General features: G+C 34.0%; 16 protein-coding genes and 1 riboswitch. Of the genes, 6 read left to right on the forward strand and 10 right to left on the reverse strand.

The window, feature by feature from the left end; translation table 11 throughout:
- Positions 1-189 precede the first annotated feature (189 nt).
- On the forward strand, positions 190-633 hold the full coding sequence (locus HM982_RS00340) for a LexA family protein (RefSeq protein ID WP_179351140.1): 444 nt from the start codon (positions 190-192) through the stop codon (positions 631-633).
- Here HM982_RS00340 and metF read toward each other — a convergent pair.
- The 4 genes from metF to HM982_RS00360 form a co-directional block, all read right to left on the reverse strand.
- Positions 630-1583 carry a methylenetetrahydrofolate reductase [NAD(P)H] gene (metF, locus tag HM982_RS00345; protein WP_179351141.1) on the reverse strand — a complete coding sequence of 318 codons (954 nt, stop codon included), beginning with the start codon at positions 1581-1583 and terminating at the stop codon, positions 630-632. The two genes, HM982_RS00340 and metF, sit on opposite strands and share 4 nt — an antisense overlap.
- 177 nt (positions 1584-1760) lie before the next feature.
- On the reverse strand, positions 1761-4451 hold the full coding sequence (metH, locus tag HM982_RS00350) for a methionine synthase (protein WP_179351142.1): 2691 nt from the start codon (positions 4449-4451) through the stop codon (positions 1761-1763).
- A gap of 27 nt (positions 4452-4478) precedes the next feature.
- Positions 4479-5480, reverse strand: coding sequence for a homocysteine S-methyltransferase family protein (locus HM982_RS00355; protein WP_179351143.1), 1002 nt, complete (start codon positions 5478-5480; stop codon positions 4479-4481).
- 60 nt (positions 5481-5540) lie between these two features.
- Positions 5541-6710, reverse strand: a complete 1170-nt coding sequence (locus HM982_RS00360) for a trans-sulfuration enzyme family protein (protein WP_179351144.1) — start codon at positions 6708-6710, stop codon at positions 5541-5543.
- Positions 6711-6806: 96 nt separating this feature from the next.
- Positions 6807-6930, reverse strand: a riboswitch (SAM riboswitch).
- 135 nt (positions 6931-7065) lie between these two features.
- Between HM982_RS00360 and HM982_RS00365 the strand changes: the two genes are divergently transcribed.
- The 3 genes from HM982_RS00365 (at position 7066) to HM982_RS00375 (ending at position 9828) form a co-directional block, all read left to right on the forward strand.
- The gene (locus HM982_RS00365) at positions 7066-7656 is read left to right on the forward strand and encodes a HupE/UreJ family protein (protein ID WP_179351145.1); all 591 of its coding nucleotides are present in this window, start codon (positions 7066-7068) and stop codon (positions 7654-7656) included.
- A 105-nt stretch (positions 7657-7761) separates the two neighbouring features.
- Positions 7762-8190 carry a deoxycytidylate deaminase gene (locus HM982_RS00370; protein ID WP_179351146.1) on the forward strand — a complete coding sequence of 143 codons (429 nt, stop codon included), beginning with the start codon at positions 7762-7764 and terminating at the stop codon, positions 8188-8190.
- Positions 8191-8214: 24 nt separating this feature from the next.
- Positions 8215-9828, forward strand: coding sequence for a S41 family peptidase (locus tag HM982_RS00375; protein ID WP_179351147.1), 1614 nt, complete (start codon positions 8215-8217; stop codon positions 9826-9828).
- 1 nt (position 9829) lies between these two features.
- On the opposite strand, the gene HM982_RS00380 is transcribed toward HM982_RS00375, so the two are convergent.
- Positions 9830-10432: an FAD-dependent oxidoreductase gene (locus HM982_RS00380; RefSeq protein ID WP_179351148.1), complete on the reverse strand. Its 603-nt coding sequence runs from the start codon at positions 10430-10432 to the stop codon at positions 9830-9832.
- Positions 10433-10576: 144 nt separating this feature from the next.
- Here HM982_RS00380 and HM982_RS00385 point away from each other — a divergent pair, with 144 nt between their 5' ends.
- Positions 10577-13594, forward strand: coding sequence for a CHAT domain-containing protein (locus HM982_RS00385; RefSeq protein WP_179351149.1), 3018 nt, complete (start codon positions 10577-10579; stop codon positions 13592-13594).
- 32 nt (positions 13595-13626) lie between these two features.
- Here the strand turns inward: HM982_RS00385 and HM982_RS00390 are convergent, their stop codons facing one another.
- The 5 genes from HM982_RS00390 to HM982_RS00410 all read right to left on the reverse strand — a co-directional run bounded on the left by HM982_RS00390 (position 13627) and on the right by HM982_RS00410 (position 18200).
- Positions 13627-15249 (reverse strand): T9SS type A sorting domain-containing protein, encoded by a 1623-nt coding sequence (locus HM982_RS00390; RefSeq protein ID WP_179351150.1) that lies wholly within the window; start codon positions 15247-15249, stop codon positions 13627-13629.
- Positions 15250-15270: 21 nt separating this feature from the next.
- Entirely contained in the window at positions 15271-15930 is a 660-nt protein-coding gene (locus HM982_RS00395) for a hypothetical protein (protein WP_179351151.1), read from the reverse strand.
- A 37-nt stretch (positions 15931-15967) separates the two neighbouring features.
- On the reverse strand, positions 15968-16888 hold the full coding sequence (locus tag HM982_RS00400) for a hypothetical protein (protein ID WP_179351152.1): 921 nt from the start codon (positions 16886-16888) through the stop codon (positions 15968-15970).
- A gap of 63 nt (positions 16889-16951) precedes the next feature.
- Positions 16952-17659, reverse strand: a complete 708-nt coding sequence (locus tag HM982_RS00405) for a hypothetical protein (RefSeq protein ID WP_179351153.1) — start codon at positions 17657-17659, stop codon at positions 16952-16954.
- A 1-nt stretch (position 17660) separates the two neighbouring features.
- Positions 17661-18200, reverse strand: a complete 540-nt coding sequence (locus tag HM982_RS00410; protein WP_179351154.1) for an RNA polymerase sigma factor — start codon at positions 18198-18200, stop codon at positions 17661-17663.
- Positions 18201-18347: 147 nt separating this feature from the next.
- On the opposite strand from HM982_RS00410, the gene HM982_RS00415 reads away from it, so the two are divergent.
- A complete protein-coding gene (locus tag HM982_RS00415) occupies positions 18348-18818 on the forward strand; it encodes a DUF6252 family protein (protein WP_179351155.1) in 471 nt (156 codons plus the stop codon).
- The last annotated feature ends 51 nt before the right edge of the window (positions 18819-18869 follow it).

The following is an 18869-nucleotide window of genomic DNA, read 5'->3' on the forward strand; positions in this document are numbered from 1 at the left end:
TAAGTAGGTTTCGACTGCGCTTAACCAGAGATTTAGGTGAAATTTGAATCACTATTGGTAGTCGTTATTTAATGACTCTTAAATTTTTATAGAACTCGTGCTTCAATAAGTACTAATTCTTATTTATCATATTGTATATTTATAGACTGAAGTTTAATTTAAAAAGATTACCGCCGCTGCGGCAATGTTATGAAAACAAAATCAGCAGGAAGTTTAACGTTTTTTTTTCCAGAAGCCATAGAGGGTGGCGGAACTAATTTTTTTGATACCGGCATATCTGCAGGTTTTCCATCGCCAGCAGAAGATTTTAAAGAACAACGATTGTCTTTAGATGACGAACTGGTAAAAAATAAAGAAGCGACCTTCTATGCTAAAGTGAGTGGGCAATCTATGATTGGCGCCGGTCTCGATGATAATGATTTATTAGTTATTGATCGTAGCTTAGAACCGGCAAATAATAAAATAGCCGTATGCTTTTTAGATGGTGAATTCACGGTAAAACGCCTTAGAGTTTCTAATGACGAAGTATGGTTACAACCCGAAAACCCCAATTATCCTATTATAAAAATTACAGAAGATAATAATTTTGTGATTTGGGGCATTGTGACCAACGTGATTAAAAAGGTCTATTAAAACAAAGCAGAAGCAATCGCTTTTACATTATCACTTTTTCCCATAGAGTAGTAGTGCAATACTGGTACACCTGCTTGTTGTAATTCTTTAGATTGCTGAATAGCCCATTCTACACCAACTTTTCGCACTTGAGCATTAGATTTACAAGTCTCAACGGCATCGATTAAATCTTCTGGTAAATCAATTTTAAAAACCTGTGGCAATAGTTGTAAGTGTCGTTTTACCGCAAGGGGTTTTATGCCTGGAATGATAGGAACATTAATACCTTCGGCTTTAGCGGCTTCAACAAATTTAAAATACTTACTGTTATCAAAAAACATTTGAGTCACCACATAATCAGCACCAGCTTCTACTTTTTCTTTTAAGCGTTTTAAATCTGTTCTTAGAGAAGGGGCTTCTAAGTGTTTTTCAGGGTAACCCGCCACACCAATACAGAAATCAGCTTTATCATGACCTTCTACAACATCATGTAAATATTGTCCATTATTAAGTTTTTGAATTTGCTCAACCAAACCCTTAGCGTATTTATGACCACCATCGCAAGCTTCAAAATATTGTTGGTGTTTCATGGCGTCGCCACGTAAGGCCATCACATTATTAATACCCAAATAATGGCAATCGACGAGCAAGTATTCGGTTTCTTCTTTAGTAAAACCACCACACAATACATGTGGTACGGTATCTACATTATATTTATGTTTTATAGCCGCACAAATGCCAACTGTTCCCGGTCGCATACGTGTGATTTTACGGTCTAAAAGGCCATCTTTTTCAATATAAAGGTATTCTTCTCTAGAAGTCGTTACGTCTATAAAAGGTGGCTTAAACTCCATTAAAGGGTCAATATTATTATAGAGTTGTTGAATGCTATTTCCTTTTTTTGGGGGAATGATTTCAAAAGAAAATAAGGTTTTTCCGTTCGCGTTTTTTATATGGTCTGTTACTTTCATGTGCTTACCGTTAGTGTATTTTTATGGTCACATGCTGTTCGCTATTAATCATTTTGGTAAATGATGAGGTTTTGAACATGCTCGTTTCATAATTAGGCCTGCAAAAGCAGGGTCTTTTTAATTTTTATTTATACCTACAAGGTTTTTGAAACCTGCTAGGTCTGAGGTCTCGTTTTATTAATCTGCTAAATTTGGGCTTAACCATTTTGTAGCTTCTTCTATTGTTATGTTTCGTCTTTTACTATAATCTTTAAGTTGGTCTTCTTTAATTTTTCCAAGGCCAAAATATTTAGCTTCCGGATTACCAAAATAGTAACCGCTGACACTTGCTGCTGGCCACATGGCTAAGCTTTCCGTTAGTTTTACACCTATGTTTTCTTCAACCTTTAAAATATCCCAAATTGTTTTCTTTTCTAAATGGTCTGGACAGGCAGGATAACCTGGTGCTGGTCGAATTCCTTTATAATTTTCTTTAATTAATTCGTCGTTAGATAAGTTTTCATTGTTTGCATAACTCCAATGTTTTGTTCTTACTTCTTTGTGTAGATATTCTGCAAAAGCTTCGGCTAGTCTATCGGCTAAAGCTTTAATCATAATGGAATTATAATCGTCGTGTTCGGCTTCAAATTGCGCAGCTAATTCTGCGGTTCCAAATCCTGTAGAGACACAAAAACAGCCCATATAATCTTGTTTTCCTGTTGCTTTTGGTGCAATAAAATCGGCTAAAGCAATGTTGGGTTTGCCTGCTGATTTTTTGGATTGCTGACGAAGCGTTAAGAATTTATAGAGTTCTTCATTGTTCTCGACTGCGCTAGAACTGACAGAAATCTCTATGTCATCATCATTAACCGTATTGGCTTCAAACAATCCAAAAATGGCTTTTGCTTTAAGCAGTTTTTCGTCGAAAATGCGTTTCAATAACACTTGTGCATCTGCGAATAATTCTGTGGCTTGTTCGCCAACAACATCATCTGTTAAAATGGCTGGATACTTTCCATGTAAATCCCAACTTCTAAAAAATGGCGACCAATCAATGAATTCTTCAAGTTTAGTAATGTCAAAATCTTCAATAATTTGAATGCCTAATTGTTTAGGTTTTACAATTTCAGAGGTATTCCAATTGATTTTAAATTTGTTTTTTCGAGCATCAGCAATCGTTAAATATTCCTTTTTCTTGGTGCGTTTTAAGAACTGCTCTCGGAAGGCATCATACTCTTCTCTAATTTGATTTTTGTAAATCTTATTATCTTTCTTAAGCAAGTCGCCAACAACGGTTACTGCTCTAGATGCATCGTTTATATGAACCACAGTATCGGTGTAATGAGGTGCAATTTTCACCGCCGAATGTGCTCTAGAGGTAGTTGCGCCTCCTATGATTAAAGGGATTTCGACCTTTTGTTTTTCGAGGGCTTTAGAAACGTAAACCATTTCGTCTAAGGAAGGTGTGATTAAACCACTCAACCCAATGATATCCACATTTTCTTTTATGGCTGTTTCAATAATTTTTTCTGGTGGCACCATGACACCAAGGTCGATGATTTCATAATTATTACAACCTAAAACTACGCTCACAATATTCTTTCCGATATCGTGCACATCACCTTTTACAGTAGCCATTAAAATCCTTCCCGAGAACTCTTGTTTGCCATCTTTTTCTGCTTCAATAAAAGGTTGTAAATAAGCAACGGCTTTTTTCATTACTCGTGCTGATTTTACCACCTGTGGTAAAAACATTTTACCACTACCGAATAAATCACCGACGACATTCATACCAGTCATTAAATGACCTTCTATGACTTCAATAGGTTTGGCAGCTGCTAAACGTGCTTCTTCAACATCTTCAAGTATAAAAGCGTCAATTCCTTTTACTAAGGCGTGTGTAATTCTATCTTGTAATGGGTCATTTCGCCATTCTTGTACTTTATTGTCTTGCTCTTTTTTCTGTCCTTTTACCGACTCAGCAAAATCTAATAAGCGTTCCGTAGCATCATCGCGTCTATCAAATAAAACATCTTCAACACGCTCTAATAAATCTTTATCAATTTCATCATAAATCTCTAACATGGTCGGATTTACAATGCCTAGATTCATACCATTTTTAATCGCATGATATAAAAATGCCGAATGCATGGCTTCACGTACCACATTATTTCCTCTAAATGAAAACGAGACATTACTCACACCTCCAGAAACATTGGCGTAAGGTAAGTTTTCACGAATCCATTTGGTCGCTTCAAAAAAGTCGAGTGCATTTCTACGGTGTTCATCCATTCCTGTGGCTACCGGAAAAATATTGGGATCAAAAATGATATCTTGTGCCGGGAATTGAAGTTCATTCACCAAGATGTGATACGAACGTTTGCAAATTTCTATACGTCGGTTGTATGTATCGGCTTGACCTTCTTCGTCAAAAGCCATCACCACAACAGCAGCGCCATAACGTTTTATCAGTTTAGCATGATGCTTAAATTGTGCTTCACCTTCCTTTAAACTTATAGAATTAACGACACATTTACCTTGTGCGACTTGCAAGCCAGCTTCTATGATTTCCCATTTTGAACTATCAATCATTAACGGAATTCTTGAAATATCGGGCTCTGAGGCAATCAGATTTAAAAAGGTGGTCATGGCATACACGCCATCGAGCATGCCTTCGTCCATATTAACATCTAGAATTTGCGCGCCTCCATCAACTTGGTCTCGTGCTACTTCTAAGGCTTCGTCGTATTTTTCTTCTTTAATTAGTCGAAGAAATTTACGAGAACCCGTGACGTTGGTGCGTTCTCCAACGTTGATGAAGTTACTTTCTGGTGTTATTACTAAGGGTTCTAATCCAGATAACGTGAGGTATTTTTTATTTTGAGTCATGTGAGTCTTTTCAAAGTGGATTCTTGCCTACGCAGGAATGACAATTTTTCTTGGTTTGTATTTTTGAGCGACTTCCGCAATGGCTTTAATATGTTCAGGACTTGTGCCACAACAGCCACCAATTATATTGATGAGGTTGTCTTTGAGATAGGCTTCAATATAACCTTGCATTTGCTCTGGTGTTTCATCATATTCTCCAAAGGCATTTGGTAAACCTGCATTTGGATGTGCTGAGGTGAAAAATTCTGTTTCGTCAGATAAGCGTTGTAAATAGGGTTGTAGTTGTTGCGCGCCAAGGGCACAATTAAAACCAACACTCAATAAGGGAATATGAGATACTGAGGTTAAAAACGCTTCAACGGTTTGTCCGGATAAGGTTCTTCCAGACGCATCCGTTATGGTACCAGAAACCATAATAGGAATATCAATATGACGTTCTTCTTTTACTTCTTCAATAGCAAATAAAGCCGCTTTTGCGTTAAGTGTATCAAAAATAGTTTCGACTAAAAGCATATCTACGCCGCCATCAATAAGCGCTTCTACTTGCTGTTTATAGGCGATTCGCAATTCATTAAAGGTAATCGCTCTGTATTCTGGTCGGTTGACATCTGGCGATAAACTCGCAGTTCGGTTTGTTGGTCCAATACTTCCGGCTACAAAGCGAGGCTTTTCAGGATTCTCTTTCGTAAATTTATCAGCGACTTCTTTAGCGATTTTAGCGGATTCATAATTTAGTTCGTAAACTAAGTCTTCCATATCGTAATCTGCCATGGCAATTGTGGTGCCCGAAAACGTATTGGTTTCTACAATGTCTGCGCCAGCTTCAAAATACTTAGCATGAATTTCTGCTATGGCTTTCGGTTGCGTTATGGATAATAAATCGTTATTTCCTTTTAATGGCGATGGATAATCTTTAAAACGTTCGCCTCTAAAATCTTCTTCTGAGAAATTATATTGCTGAAGCATGGTTCCCATGGCGCCATCAAGAACTAAGATGCGTTTTTGTAATTCTTCTTTTATTTTGCTCATAATATGTATGTGTTCTCGATACAATTTTATTCCGATGTTATAAAATCACTCGAACTGACTTTAGTTTTCTAATGCCTGTTTTAAATCGTTAATAATATCTTCGGGATGTTCTAAGCCTACGGAAATTCTGATTAATCCTGAAGTAATTCCGGTTTCTAAACGTACATCTTCTGGTATTTTAGCATGTGTTGTAGACGCCGGGTGCGTAACTATAGTTCTGGTATCTCCTAAATTTGCAGAAAGGGATAATAGTTGAATTGAATTTAAAAATTGTCTTCCAGCTTCAATACCGCCTTTAATTTCAAAAGCGACAATACTGCCCCCGAGTTTCATCTGTTTTTTTGCTAATTTGTATTGCGGATGTGATTTTAAAAAGGGATACTTTACAAAATTCACCTTGTCTTGTGTCTCTAAAAATTTGGCTATTGTGAGCGCATTTTCGCAATGTCTATCTACTCGCACAGGTAGGGTTTCTAAACTTTTAGACAAAACCCAAGCGTTAAAAGGAGAAAGTGAAGGTCCTGTGTTTCTTGAAAACAAATAGATTTTCTGAATTAAATTGGCACTACCCACCGTGACACCTCCTAAAACGCGCCCTTGACCATCCATTAATTTGGTTGCGGAATGAATGACTAAATCAGCACCAAATTTAATAGGCTGTTGTAAATAAGGGGTTGCAAAACAATTATCTATAATGAAAATTAGGTTGTGTTTTTTTGCGATGTCTCCTAAATGTTGCAGGTCTAAAATATCTACAGCAGGATTTGTTGGACTCTCCGCATAAATGACTTTGGTATTGGGTTGAATTAGGCTTTCAATAGTGTCTAATTCATCAATTTTAAAAAAGCTTGTTGCAATATTCCACTTTGGTAAAATGTTATTAAATAAGGTCTGTGTAGAACCAAAAATACTTCGGCATGAAATAATATGATCATCTGCATTTAATAAGGCTGCAAAAGTTGAAAACACAGCCGACATACCAGAAGCAAAGGCATAGCCGCGTTCTGCGCCTTCCATTTTGCAAACCTTTTCTATAAATTCGGAGCTATTAGGGTTGGAGTAACGACTGTAAATATTACGTTCCTTTTCATCGGCAAACGACGCGCGCATATCTTCGGCATCTTCAAATACATAGCTCGATGTGAGATACATGGGGCTTGAATGCTCTAAAAATTGAGAACGTTCTATTTGTGTGCGTATAGCTTGTGTTTCGATACGTTTAGAATCCATTTTTTAAATTTTAAAAAAGCAAAAAACTAAAACCGTCAATGACGTATGAATAGAAAAAGTTATAAAGAATTTTAATTACAGATGAGTAATTATGTTGGGTTATCTATCCAATTGTGCGATAAATGAATCGACAATTACGTAGAAGTTAGCACCTTCTTAATAAGTTTAAGGGTTGCTAAGGTATCAAAGGGTCTAATCCCTCCACCTTTCTTGATAACGTTTCAATAAGTTGTTTGAACTTTGTGAACTGCAATATTGCAAAAGAAAAAGAGAAAAAGCAAATTTCACTCACTTTATTTAATGAAAAAATATTACTTTTTTAATTGTAACTTTGATTTTCCCAAACACACTGATTATGTTAGAAAATTTCTGGTTTAATGTTCAATATGGCATGAACCACGTATTAGATATTAATGGCTATGACCATGTACTTTTCTTAATGATTTTGGCTGTTCCTTATGTTTTTAAAGACTGGAAACCCGTTTTGTTATTAGTTACTACATTTACCCTAGGGCATACTTTGTCTCTAATTTTGGCGGCTTATGGTATTGTGAGTGTTAATGGATCGCTCGTGGAATTTCTAATTCCTATTACGATACTGATTGCAGCTGTTTACAACATATTTACAGCAGGAAAAACAGGTAAAAGCAATAAAATTGGTTTATTGTTTTTTACGACTTTGTTTTTTGGTCTTGTTCACGGATTGGGCTTTGCTAGAGAATTTAAGATGTTTTCGGGGCAGTCTGAAAATAAACTCGAATTGCTTATTGAATTTGCTTTAGGCATAGAACTTGCTCAGGTCATTATTGTATTTATCGTCTTATTTGTTGGATTTTTATGTCAAACAGTATTTCGATTTTCCCGTCGCGACTGGATACTTGTAATTTCTTCAGTAGTTGTAGGTCTAGTGATTCCGATGATTTCAGCAAGTGATTACATCAACTAAAAACGAAAAGTTTGGTAAAACTTTAACGACAGGTAAATTGGTTATAAAATACAATCCCTATATCTTCGTTAGTACCATTATACGTTTGTATAACACTAATTATTAATGTCAAAGACAAAACAGTTACGTTACGATAAAGCTTATTTGCGAATAGCCCGAGAATGGGGAAAACTATCCCATTGTAAGCGCAAACAAGTTGGTGCTCTTATTGTAAAAGATCGCATGATTATTTCGGATGGCTATAATGGGACACCAACCGGTTTTGAAAATTATTGTGAAGACGACGAGGGCTATACCAAATGGTATGTGTTGCATGCTGAAGCTAATGCCATTCTAAAAGTGGCCTCATCAACACAATCTTGCCAAGGAGCAACCTTGTATATTACGCTTTCGCCTTGTAAAGAGTGTAGTAAATTGATTCACCAAGCCGGCATTGTTAGGGTGGTTTACCGCCAAGGTTATAAAGATGAATCGGGCATTAAATTTCTTAAAAAAGCAGGGATAGAAATAGAACTTATTGAAGCTATCGATTAAGATTTCCATTTTGTAGGAAACCATATGACAACAAAAAATAAATACATACCATTAATTGTTGGTGCCGCTATTGCAGCGGGTATTATTATGGGTGGGAAACTAAATTTTTCGGATACTTCAGACAACCTCTTTACAACCAACAGCAAAAAAAATAAACTTAATCGGTTAATAGATTATATTGATTATGAGTATGTAGAAGATGTTAATACAGATAGCATTGTTGATGTTACTGTAAACGGGATTTTAAACAATCTTGATCCGCATTCTACGTATATTCCTAAGGAAGATTTACAGCGTATCACAGAAAACATGAAAGGTGATTTTGTGGGTATTGGGATTAATTTTTATCCTTATAAAGATACTATTACAGTGATTAAGCCCACCGAAGGAGGCCCTAGTGAACGTGCTGGTATTATGAGTGGTGATCGTATTCTTTTAGCCGATGGTGATACACTCTACGGCCGTAATATTTCTGAAGAGTATATTAGTCAAAAACTTAAAGGTGATAAGAACAGTTCCGTAACATTAACTGTTTTTAGAAAAGGCGAAGAAGAGCTGTTAGAGTTTGATGTAAAACGAAAAAGCATTGCTATTAAAAGTGTAGAAGCCGCCTATATGTTAACCGATGATTTGGGCTATATAAAGATGAATCGTTTTGCAGAATCTACTTTTAATGAATTTAAAGAAGCGCTTGCAGAGCTCAAAGATCTTGGTGCTACCAAAATGGCATTAGATTTAAGAGATAATCCTGGGGGGTTTCTTGGTATTGCAGAGCAGATTGCTGATGAGTTTTTAGAAGCTGATAAATTAATTTTATTTACAAAAGATAAAAAAGGAAAAGAAGAGCGTATTTACGCTACTCGACGAGGCAATTTTGAAGATGGTGAAATCTACATTTTAATTAATGAAAACTCGGCATCTGCAAGTGAAGTTATTGCTGGGGCACTTCAGGATAATGATAAAGGTGTTATTGTAGGAAGACGCTCGTATGGAAAAGGTTTGGTTCAGCGCGAAATGGCTTTGGGAGATGGTAGTGCCGTACGCCTTACGGTTTCTAAATATTACACGCCAACGGGGCGCTCTATTCAAAGACCTTATACTAATGGTGATAAGAAGAACTACTACGATGATTATTACAAACGTTTAAGAACTGGTGAATTGGTTGATGAAGGCAGTATAACTGTTGATGATTCTTTAAAATTTACGACACCCAAAGGTAAGGTGGTTTATGGTGGTGGAGGTATTATTCCAGATGTGTTTGTGCCTGTAGATCGTTTGTTTGATAATGAAACGATTAATTATCTAAGACGACGAGGCCATTTTGGGTATTTTGTATTTGAAGAGTTAGATAAAGACCGAACCTTATATCAGGATATTTCTAAGTACGATTTTATCAATAACTATGAGGTTAGTGATGATATCGTTGTGCGTTTTCAGGATTATGTGAACCAAAAAGAGTTAACCAACATAACTTTTGTAGCTTATAATGATGAAATAAGACGTCTCATTAAAGCGACACTTGCACGCCAGTTATTTGATGATAATGCTTTTAGTGAAATACTGAATAAGGAAGATATTGTGGTAAAGGAGGTTATACTTCTAAGTTCAGATTATCCGAGTATAAATAGTAATTATTAAGTTATAATTTATCGTGTACTTTAGTTTGTTTCCCATCATTCCAAAGTGTTAAAATATCTGTTGCCACATGTGCTCCACTGCCGCAAGCCATGGCAAACTGACTCCGCCAACCTGCTAAAGTTCCAGCTACGTACAAGTTTTTTTCAATAAGATGATCGGTGTTTTTTAACCAAATTCTATCTTTTTCGATGGCAGCTCTAGGGTGCGGCTCTATATAGCTTTCAAGCCCTGTTATGGTCATTAGATTCGTATAGCCAACCGTAACAACTACAATTTTGGAGTGGTAATTTTCTTTATTGGTGGTCACTATAAAACTGTCACCTGTTTTCTCAATGGCTGTAACTTTTTCATTTTCAATTTGAGAAACATGAGGGTATAAATCTTTTAATTGTGTTATACCACTGTCTAAAATATCAGCTCCTAAAGTACCAGGTTGTAGACCTAAGACATTATTAAATAAGGCATTTTGAAGATGTGATGTTTTTTGATGCGTTACAATACCAATGTGTTTGTTTTCTGCAAACGGTTTATTTTTTGCAGACCCTAAGACTAAAGCACAAGATAAACCAGCTGCACCAGCTCCAATAATTAATGTATTAAACATGTTTATTAATTTTATAACAAAATTAAGCTAATTGCCGGACATGAAATTACTTAATAAAAAGTGCCTGTTTTTATTCAATAGCCAAAGCAGATTGTTCATTTGGCTTATAAATCTTAAATTTAGCTAATTATTCTATAATTATTTATGAAGCATATATGTATTTTAATAGTTACACTATCTGGTATTTTTTCATTGTCTGCGCAAAATTCATGGGAGGATTATACTAAGGTGGCTGATTCATTAGAATTACTCTCTCAATTTAAGCAGGTTTTAGATTGTAGAGGCAAAGCTGTTGAAATTGCAAGTGTTACAACAAAAGACACTATCCCATATTTAGAGTTATTAAGAAACATTTCTCAAAACGAATCCCTAATTGAAGACAAAAATTCAAAGGAAGAGGCTTATAATAATTTGAAAAGTCAAATTGAGGAATTGAAGATGTTTAGTCCAAATCCAGATCGGTTATACAGAATATATAATCGATTATATAAAGCTTCAAGTCAATCTAATAATATTGACGACAGTGATTACTTTATAACTCAATCTTTAGAAAATCAGTACAAGAGTTCTGCAATTGATTCGTTGATGCTGTTAGAAACATTACAAAACGCGGGTGCAACATATAAGCAGATTGGTAAGTTAAATGAATCCGTAGCAATGTTTCAGAAAGCTGAAATTTATTGTCAAGATTTAAAAATCGAAGATGCCAGTATGCTTGGATTTAATTATATGAATTTGTCTGAACTTCATAGGTACAGATATCTCGACAATCCTAAAAAATTTATTGAATATTTAAAAAAAGCACAAGATGTTTATGAAAACGCTCATGCCGTAGATGATATGATACGTGTGTATCTAGGGCTTTCTGATTTTAAAAGTTCAGAAGGTGATTTTGAGCAGTCCATAAATTATTTAAAAAAAGCATTTCGGGCTTATAAAGAAGATGTTGAAGAATATAAAAAAGAAGGTTTAGATAAAAGTAATATTAATTTAGAGATGAAACTTCATAACTATTTTATTGAGAAATACAGAATGGTGGGTAATGAAAAATCAATGCTATACCATCTTAATGAAATGTTAAAGAAAGCGACACCAAAAGTTTTAAATGATAACATCAAAGATTTAATTAGCCTAAGTCATCTTTATCTAGTGGAATACTATGAAAATGATAATATTGAACAAGCCCTTATTTATTTAAATCAAGGAAGTAAATTTTTCCCAACGGAGGATTTGTATTTCATTCGACAAGAATACGATATGCATTATGTTAATATATTCATGAAAAAAAACGAATATGATAAAGCGCAGACTATTTTAAAGGCCTTGAGTGAAACAAAAGGATTACCGCTATTTATAGCAAAGACAACACTTGAAAAACGGATTATCCTGAACATAAAATCCGAAAAGTATGATGATGCTTTTTCAGGAATTAATGCGTTCTTAATACGCTATTATGATGCTAACGAAGCTACAGATATTAGAACATTGGCTTATAAAGATTTCAATCCAGGAACAGTTTTGAGTGATACACAGCGTTTTTTGAATATCGCTAAAGAACTTGAAGCAACACCAAATGACCAAGTAACCGAAAATTTATATTGGTTGGCATTAAAACAGTTTCAAGCCAATCTAAATCAAGAGATTTTAAGTGATAGAGTTAATTTACTTTACGCTGATGTTTGCTACTATTTTTACACAAAAGCATCAAACAAAGCATTGAGCCCGTCAAAATTAAATCAATTTATAACATTTACTGAAACGATTGAGTCAAAACATCTTTTAAATACCTTCATTAATAATAGAATAGATTCTCATGCCCTTGAAATAGATAGCTTAATCAACAAAGAGCAAAAAATAAGAGCCAACATTACTTATCTAAAAAAGCAAAATATTGAAAAGCCAATAGATAGTATTAATCAACTCATTTTTGAAGATAATTTAAAACTAGAAAATATTAATGAGCAGCTTAAGAAAAACTCAAATAGAATGGCTGGTTTGGTGAACACTGAAAATATTCTAGAACAGATCAAAGACAATTACATTATTAAGTATAAGCAGGTCAACAATAGTCTATTTAGAATTGAATTTAACACTACAAAAGACATTACTGTCAATGAAATTAAAGATTATGACATTTTAAAAGATAAAATAAAAGAAACCGTTGCGCTTTTAAAAAATCCAAATTCTTCACCTGAAACTATAATTAAAAACACGGATTTTTTATTTAACAAACTTTTGAGCGATACGATTATTCTCAAATTCTCTGATACGGTCTATTTAATTTTAGATGATGTTTTACACTATTTACCCTTTGAATTGTTGACTCATAATAAGTACTACCTTATTGAAAATACAACGATAAGTTATGCATCAGCTTTAAGCTTTATAAATAATAACAGTATGGCACAAACATCAGATGACAAAAAAAATATCGCTTTATTTGCTCCTTCGTATAAGTCATTTGCACCAACTAATGCGCAGTTAGCTGTGCGTGGCACACCGTATTATTTAGAAGGAACATTAAATGAGGTTAAAGCTATTTCTAAACTTTTTGCAAATAGCGATTTGTATATCAATGATAAAGCATCAAAAGAATCTTTTAAAAATCTATCGAAAGACTATTCTATTTTGCATTTATCCATGCATTCCTTTATAAACGACCAAGAAGCTGAACTGAGTAGTTTAGTTTTTTCAGATAATGACAAGGACTATGAGCTTTACATTTCAGAGTTATATGGTTTAAATTTAAATGCTGATATGGCGGTTTTAAGTGCTTGTAATACAGGTGTTGGGGAATTTAAAACAGGAAAAGGCATTGTGTCTATGAACACTGCTTTTACAGCAGCTGGAGTGCCTTCTGTTTTGTCAAGTTTATGGAGTGCACCAGATGAGGCTACAGAGAAAATAATGACCTCATTTTATAAGCATCTTAAAAAAGGTGAAACAAAAAGCGAAGCTTTAAAAAATGCAAAACTAGATTATTTAAAAATTACTGATGATCCTAACCTAAAACATCCTTATTATTGGGCAGGTTTTGTACTAACTGGAGACACATCTGCTATAGTCTCTTCGACTAATTATTGGCTTTATGGGGTTGTAACTTTTGTATTAATTTTAATTGTTTTTATAATTGCAAAAAGGCGATTAATACCGAAGCCATAATCGCCAAAACTAAAATTTTATAAGTTGGATTTTTACTGTTTTAAAAACTTTAAAGTACTGTGTTTTCCATCATTCAGTTTTATTGATGCCAAATAAGTGCCAGCAGATAGGTCTTGTACGGAAATAGCTTGAAAATTAGATGTAATGGTTTTAACTTTTCTGCCTTCAAGAGAGAAAATGGCTATTTCGTTAATTGTATTATTTAAATCTTTTATGGCGATAGTATCTGAACTTGGATTTGGGTATAATAAAAAGTTGGTTAGAGATGGTTCATTTTCTTCTATAGACAACAAGTTAGCATTTGTAATCCATAAGTCAATACCTTGATTTGAATTGCTCGCACCACTACCATCTCCGTTGGCCTGAAAAATGAGCTTGCCATTTGTATTGAAAAATTTGTCTGGTTGTCCTCGTCCACTTGAAGGGTTTATTGTTGTATTAAGCAGTGTCCCAGTTTCTGTGCCATTAGATGACCACAACTCTCCACTTAAATCGGCTTCTATATTGGGATCATCATCATAAAAAGTAGCTTCAAAAAACAATAAATTTCCGCCGTTGCCTAATGAGGGTTCGCCGACCAAGCTATCTTCTGGTCCTGGATTTATATCTCTAGTTAACAGCGTGCCTCCGGGTGTGCCATTTGTTCTCCAAAGTTCATAGCCGTTTGCGTCTGTATTTGCAGCAAAAAACAAGTAATTATTTGTTCTTTGAAATACATCAGCATAGTTTAGTCCGCTGGTTAAAATTGTGCTTCCAGCAACTGTTCCGTCGGTTTTCCAAAGGTCTACAAAATTGAATGAGGTGTCGTAAGCTGTAAAATAAAGTTCGTTATTATATTCATAAAACGGGTATTCAGAATTGCTATCCATTCTAAGATTTAAAAATATTACAGTTCCTGCTTCGGTACCATCAGTTTCCCAGATGTCATTCCCTAAACTAAAATAGGCTTTGCCATTAAAACTGGTTAGTCCATTTATAAAAGAATTCCCTGAAGTATTAATATCTTTTACTAACAGTGTACCAGCGTTTGTGCCATCCGTAACCCAAAGTTCTATGCCGTTGGTGCCATCATTAGCTATAAATACCACTTTGTCGTCACCAACCTTTGTGAAATAATTGGGTTGACTAGATGAAGTGCCTGGTCTTATGTCTTTTAAAAGTATTGGGCTGTTGGGTGTACCATCACTAATATATAGTTCATAGCCCGTAGTTATTGTTCCATGTCTAAATACAAAGTTGGTGTCTAAAATGGCAACGCTTCTGTTATCAAAACCAACGACTGGAGATTCTGTGTTTTCTTGAAGAAACGGAGTTTTTATAGCTCCATTTGTTTTATAAACTACGGTTTCTCCTAGTTGAAAGGCATTGTAGTATAATTCATTGTTGAAAACAAATATTGGACTAGCACTAGTAATGTCATTAGAGTTTATAAAATCGGATGTGCCAATTTCAGTTCCATTTGTTTTCCAAATAGTGCTTTCGGTAAAGTTTTTAGTAGCACTGAAATATCTGTAACCATTAAATTCAATACCTGTGTCTATAGTTAAATTGGTTGCGGTTGTAGTATTAATTGTTAAAAAATAATCTGCAGTTTGTGCTTTTATATTTTGCATACTTAGCACAGAGAAAGTAATAATGATGTATAAATATTTCATATTTAATTAATTTTATTTGTTTTAATGTAGGACCACCTCAAAAACACCTAATGGATCTGTTAAGTTAGGATTGCTATACAAATTACCTGTGTACTTAGCAGTTGTGTCAATGGTTAAAGTGCCTGAAAATGATGCTTGTACCCCGTTTTCCGGATTGGTGAGGTTTGCAATTATGGTTGTATTATTTTTAGTCCATGTGCCATATGCCGTTGGTGGACTGCCAGAGTCTTCTAATTTAACTATTATTGTACCGTCTGAGAAAAATTCCATTTCTAAGTACTCACTATTGCCATTAATAATAAAACCCGTGAAAACACCTTGAAGTGGATTACTCAAAGTGATATTCTTTACGGTTTGACCTGCACTATTTGTTATTGTAACCTGTAGATTGTGAATGCCAATTGGTAAAGATTTGTCCCAGCTAATTATGCCATTTGTAGTATCAATATCTAACCCAGCTAATGGTGTTGTCAGAGAAAATGTACCTTGGTCTCCATTCCAATCTATAGTAGGTGCGGTTGAGTTACCTGTTTGAAAAAATGTAGCATCAAAGTTAGTCGCAGTATAATTTACCGTAGGTATATCAACCGTTGAGGATTCATCATCTTTACTGCACGATGCGAAAATTAAAAAAGCTATAAATAAGCGTATTAATTTTGATTTAAATAAAATTGTTTTCATTGTTGGTTGTATTGATTAATAAAAAAAAGAGTTGGCTTCAATCTGTAGTATATTCCCAAAGGATCTCAGCTGAATAAGAAAAAAAACCGCCAGATATATTGACTTCTGAAGAGCTAGGGTAATCATCTATTAAATTGTAAGAATAATTTTCACTCAACGCATCATTAAACGGCGAAGAAATAATGGTACTTAAAATATTGTTTTGAGGTACGTAATTGATTTTAAAACCTTCGTAGTGACCAAAGGCAGTATTAGACAAAAACGATGGTGCTAGTTCTTTTAGCGTAATCATGGAAATAGAATTATTTAAATCTAGATTGTTATAAATTGGTACTAAGGGATTTCTTGAAGAATCATAGGTGATTTCTACTTCTTCAATTAATTCTAAAGGTGTGTTACTTTGTTCAGAAACAAAAATTTCATAATTGGTTAACTGTTCATCATTGTTGTATTCTAATACATATTTGTCTATTCTATAATTATTAGTTTCAGTTTCTAATATTTCAGTGATTTGATTATTATCATTATACGATAAGTCTCTAGTAATATGTAATTCTTCTTTGCTACCTATTGAGTTAGGTGCAACAATCTCTTGCCTTATTAATAGATTTTGACTATTGTAATGAAGTGTGCAAATACCATAATCTAAATTGGTTATCGTTTTTAAACGATTCTCGGTATCAAAAGTGTAGGTGTTGTTTGCAAACTTAAAAAGTTTGTCGCCTTCATAAATAACAGAGTGTATATTGCCATAAGTATCTAATATGGCTTGAGGCTTTCCATTGTTTAAATAATATATTTCACTTGTTTCTGAAGTATTAATAAAACCACTGATAGTGCTAGTGAATTTTTTAAGCTTAACGTTTGATTCAGATTCTTCTAATTTACCGTCATCATCGCTACTACAATTAAAAGCGACTAGAGTAATTAAAAGATATAGAATAGTTTTCTTTGTCATAAATTGCTCCATAATAGAATTTGTTTTCCTATTAATGGCAACTTTATAAAAAGGTAAACCTATTTATTTAATTTTTTTAAGAATGGCATCTGCAGCCTTGTATTTATAGGACTTTTTGGCTGTAATAGTCTGTAGTAAAACTTTAGCGTCTTTGATATTGTCGCTTTTTAAATACGCTAAAGCCAAATACCAATTGCGATGAGTTGCTAATTTATCCTCGAAGCCTTTATGTTGTTCAAATAAATTAATAGCTATTTGCGTATTACCCAATTGTAGTTCGCAGATGGCCTCATAAAATAGATAATAAGAGGTGTTCGTTGTATTAAATAAGGTATGAAACTTCTCTGATGCTACTTTATAATTATGTGCATCGTAATAAGCAAAAGCTTCTGTTTTGGTGTTGGTGTGTTCATCACCACGAGAGGCTGGTACTATAACATTAGCATAAGGTTGAAAATATTCCGCAAATAATTGCTCATTTGAAAAACGCTCTGTTGGTTGAAGTAGGCTAAAGATGCCTAGGGCAATAATTAATGAGGCTGCAATGACTATTGCATAATAATTAAAACGTTTTTTGGGAGCTTCTAGTTGTTGAAGCTTTCGTTTTAGATCATCTTTTTTTATTGAAATAATAGCTGTTTTTGTTTGTTTTTCAAATTCAATCTGTGCTCTGAATTCAGCATCTGTTGACATTAATTTATCAAACAAGGTTTTTTGATTGGCATTGAGTTTACCATCAAAATAAAGTGCTATTAATTCTTCGTTTTTCATACTATGCATTTACGAGATGTTTTAGTTTTTTTAAACATCTCGATTTTAGGCTTTTTACAACATCTGTTTTGTCATAGTTCTCAATTTCTTTAATGTCTTTTAAGGTATTTCCTTTAAGATAAAAAAGTTCTAAAATGCGCTGGCATTGTTTGCCTAGTTTTTTAAAATTTGCTTTTACGAGCTGTTCTCGCTCAGATAATACTTCATTTTCTAAAGTTAAATCCTCAAGAGTAATCTCCTCATTAATGGGGGCATCAATAATATTTAATTTAGAATGTGCTCTGAGGTGCTCATAAATTTTAAACTTGCCAATACTAAATAAGTAGGTTTTTATACTACTTGTAAATGCTGTTATTTTTCCATTCAATAAATTTTCATAAAGACTTAAAAAACTGTCTTGGTAAATATCTACGATTTCATTGTCCTTTAATGAGAACTTTCTACCAAAAGCTATAAAATCACCTTTATAGTTTTTATAAAGAAGTTCAAAGGCATTATCCTTATCCTTTAAAAGATCTTCTAGTGTAGGTTCTTTATTCATTAATGCGTTAGAGACTAAAAAGTAAACTCAAAGTTAGAAAAAACAATTGTAAAGAAAATATTTTTAAATAATTGTGCTTTATGATGTTTACCTTTTTAATTACATGTCATAAATGGAAGAACTATTAATTTAAAACCTATTTTAAAAATGAAAGTATTACAAACAATTTTATTTATGGCATTTGCGTTCTTAGCAACATCATGCAGTGGAGATGACGATTCTCCTTCGGAACCTTCTAATAATAATTTGTTTTCTGTGAAAATCAATGGAACAGATTATAATCCACAGTTTGTTAACGGATTAATTACAGTAATAGGCTCTACTATTACAATAAGTGGTAGCGAGTCTAATGGTGATAATGTGGTTATTAATTTTCCTATCAGTGCAGAAGCGGGAGATACGTTTGCCGTTGCAGACACACAGTTTGTGGCTAGCTACGACGCTAGTAATGGTGATAGTGCTCTATCGAGTAGCGGTAGCATTACAATTACAGCTCATAATACAGAGACTCAAAAAGTATCTGGTACTTTTAACTTTGTTGGAGATCCAATACTCACAGGAGGTACAACTTATACTTTTACTGAGGGGACTTTTGAAGTGACTTACAGTTTAAATTAAGTAAAGCTATTTTAAGCGTAATGAGCCTAATTACCACTATTTTGAGTTAGC

Source organism: Winogradskyella vidalii (assembly GCF_013403955.1).
GTDB classification, from domain to species: Bacteria; Bacteroidota; Bacteroidia; order Flavobacteriales; family Flavobacteriaceae; genus Winogradskyella; species Winogradskyella vidalii.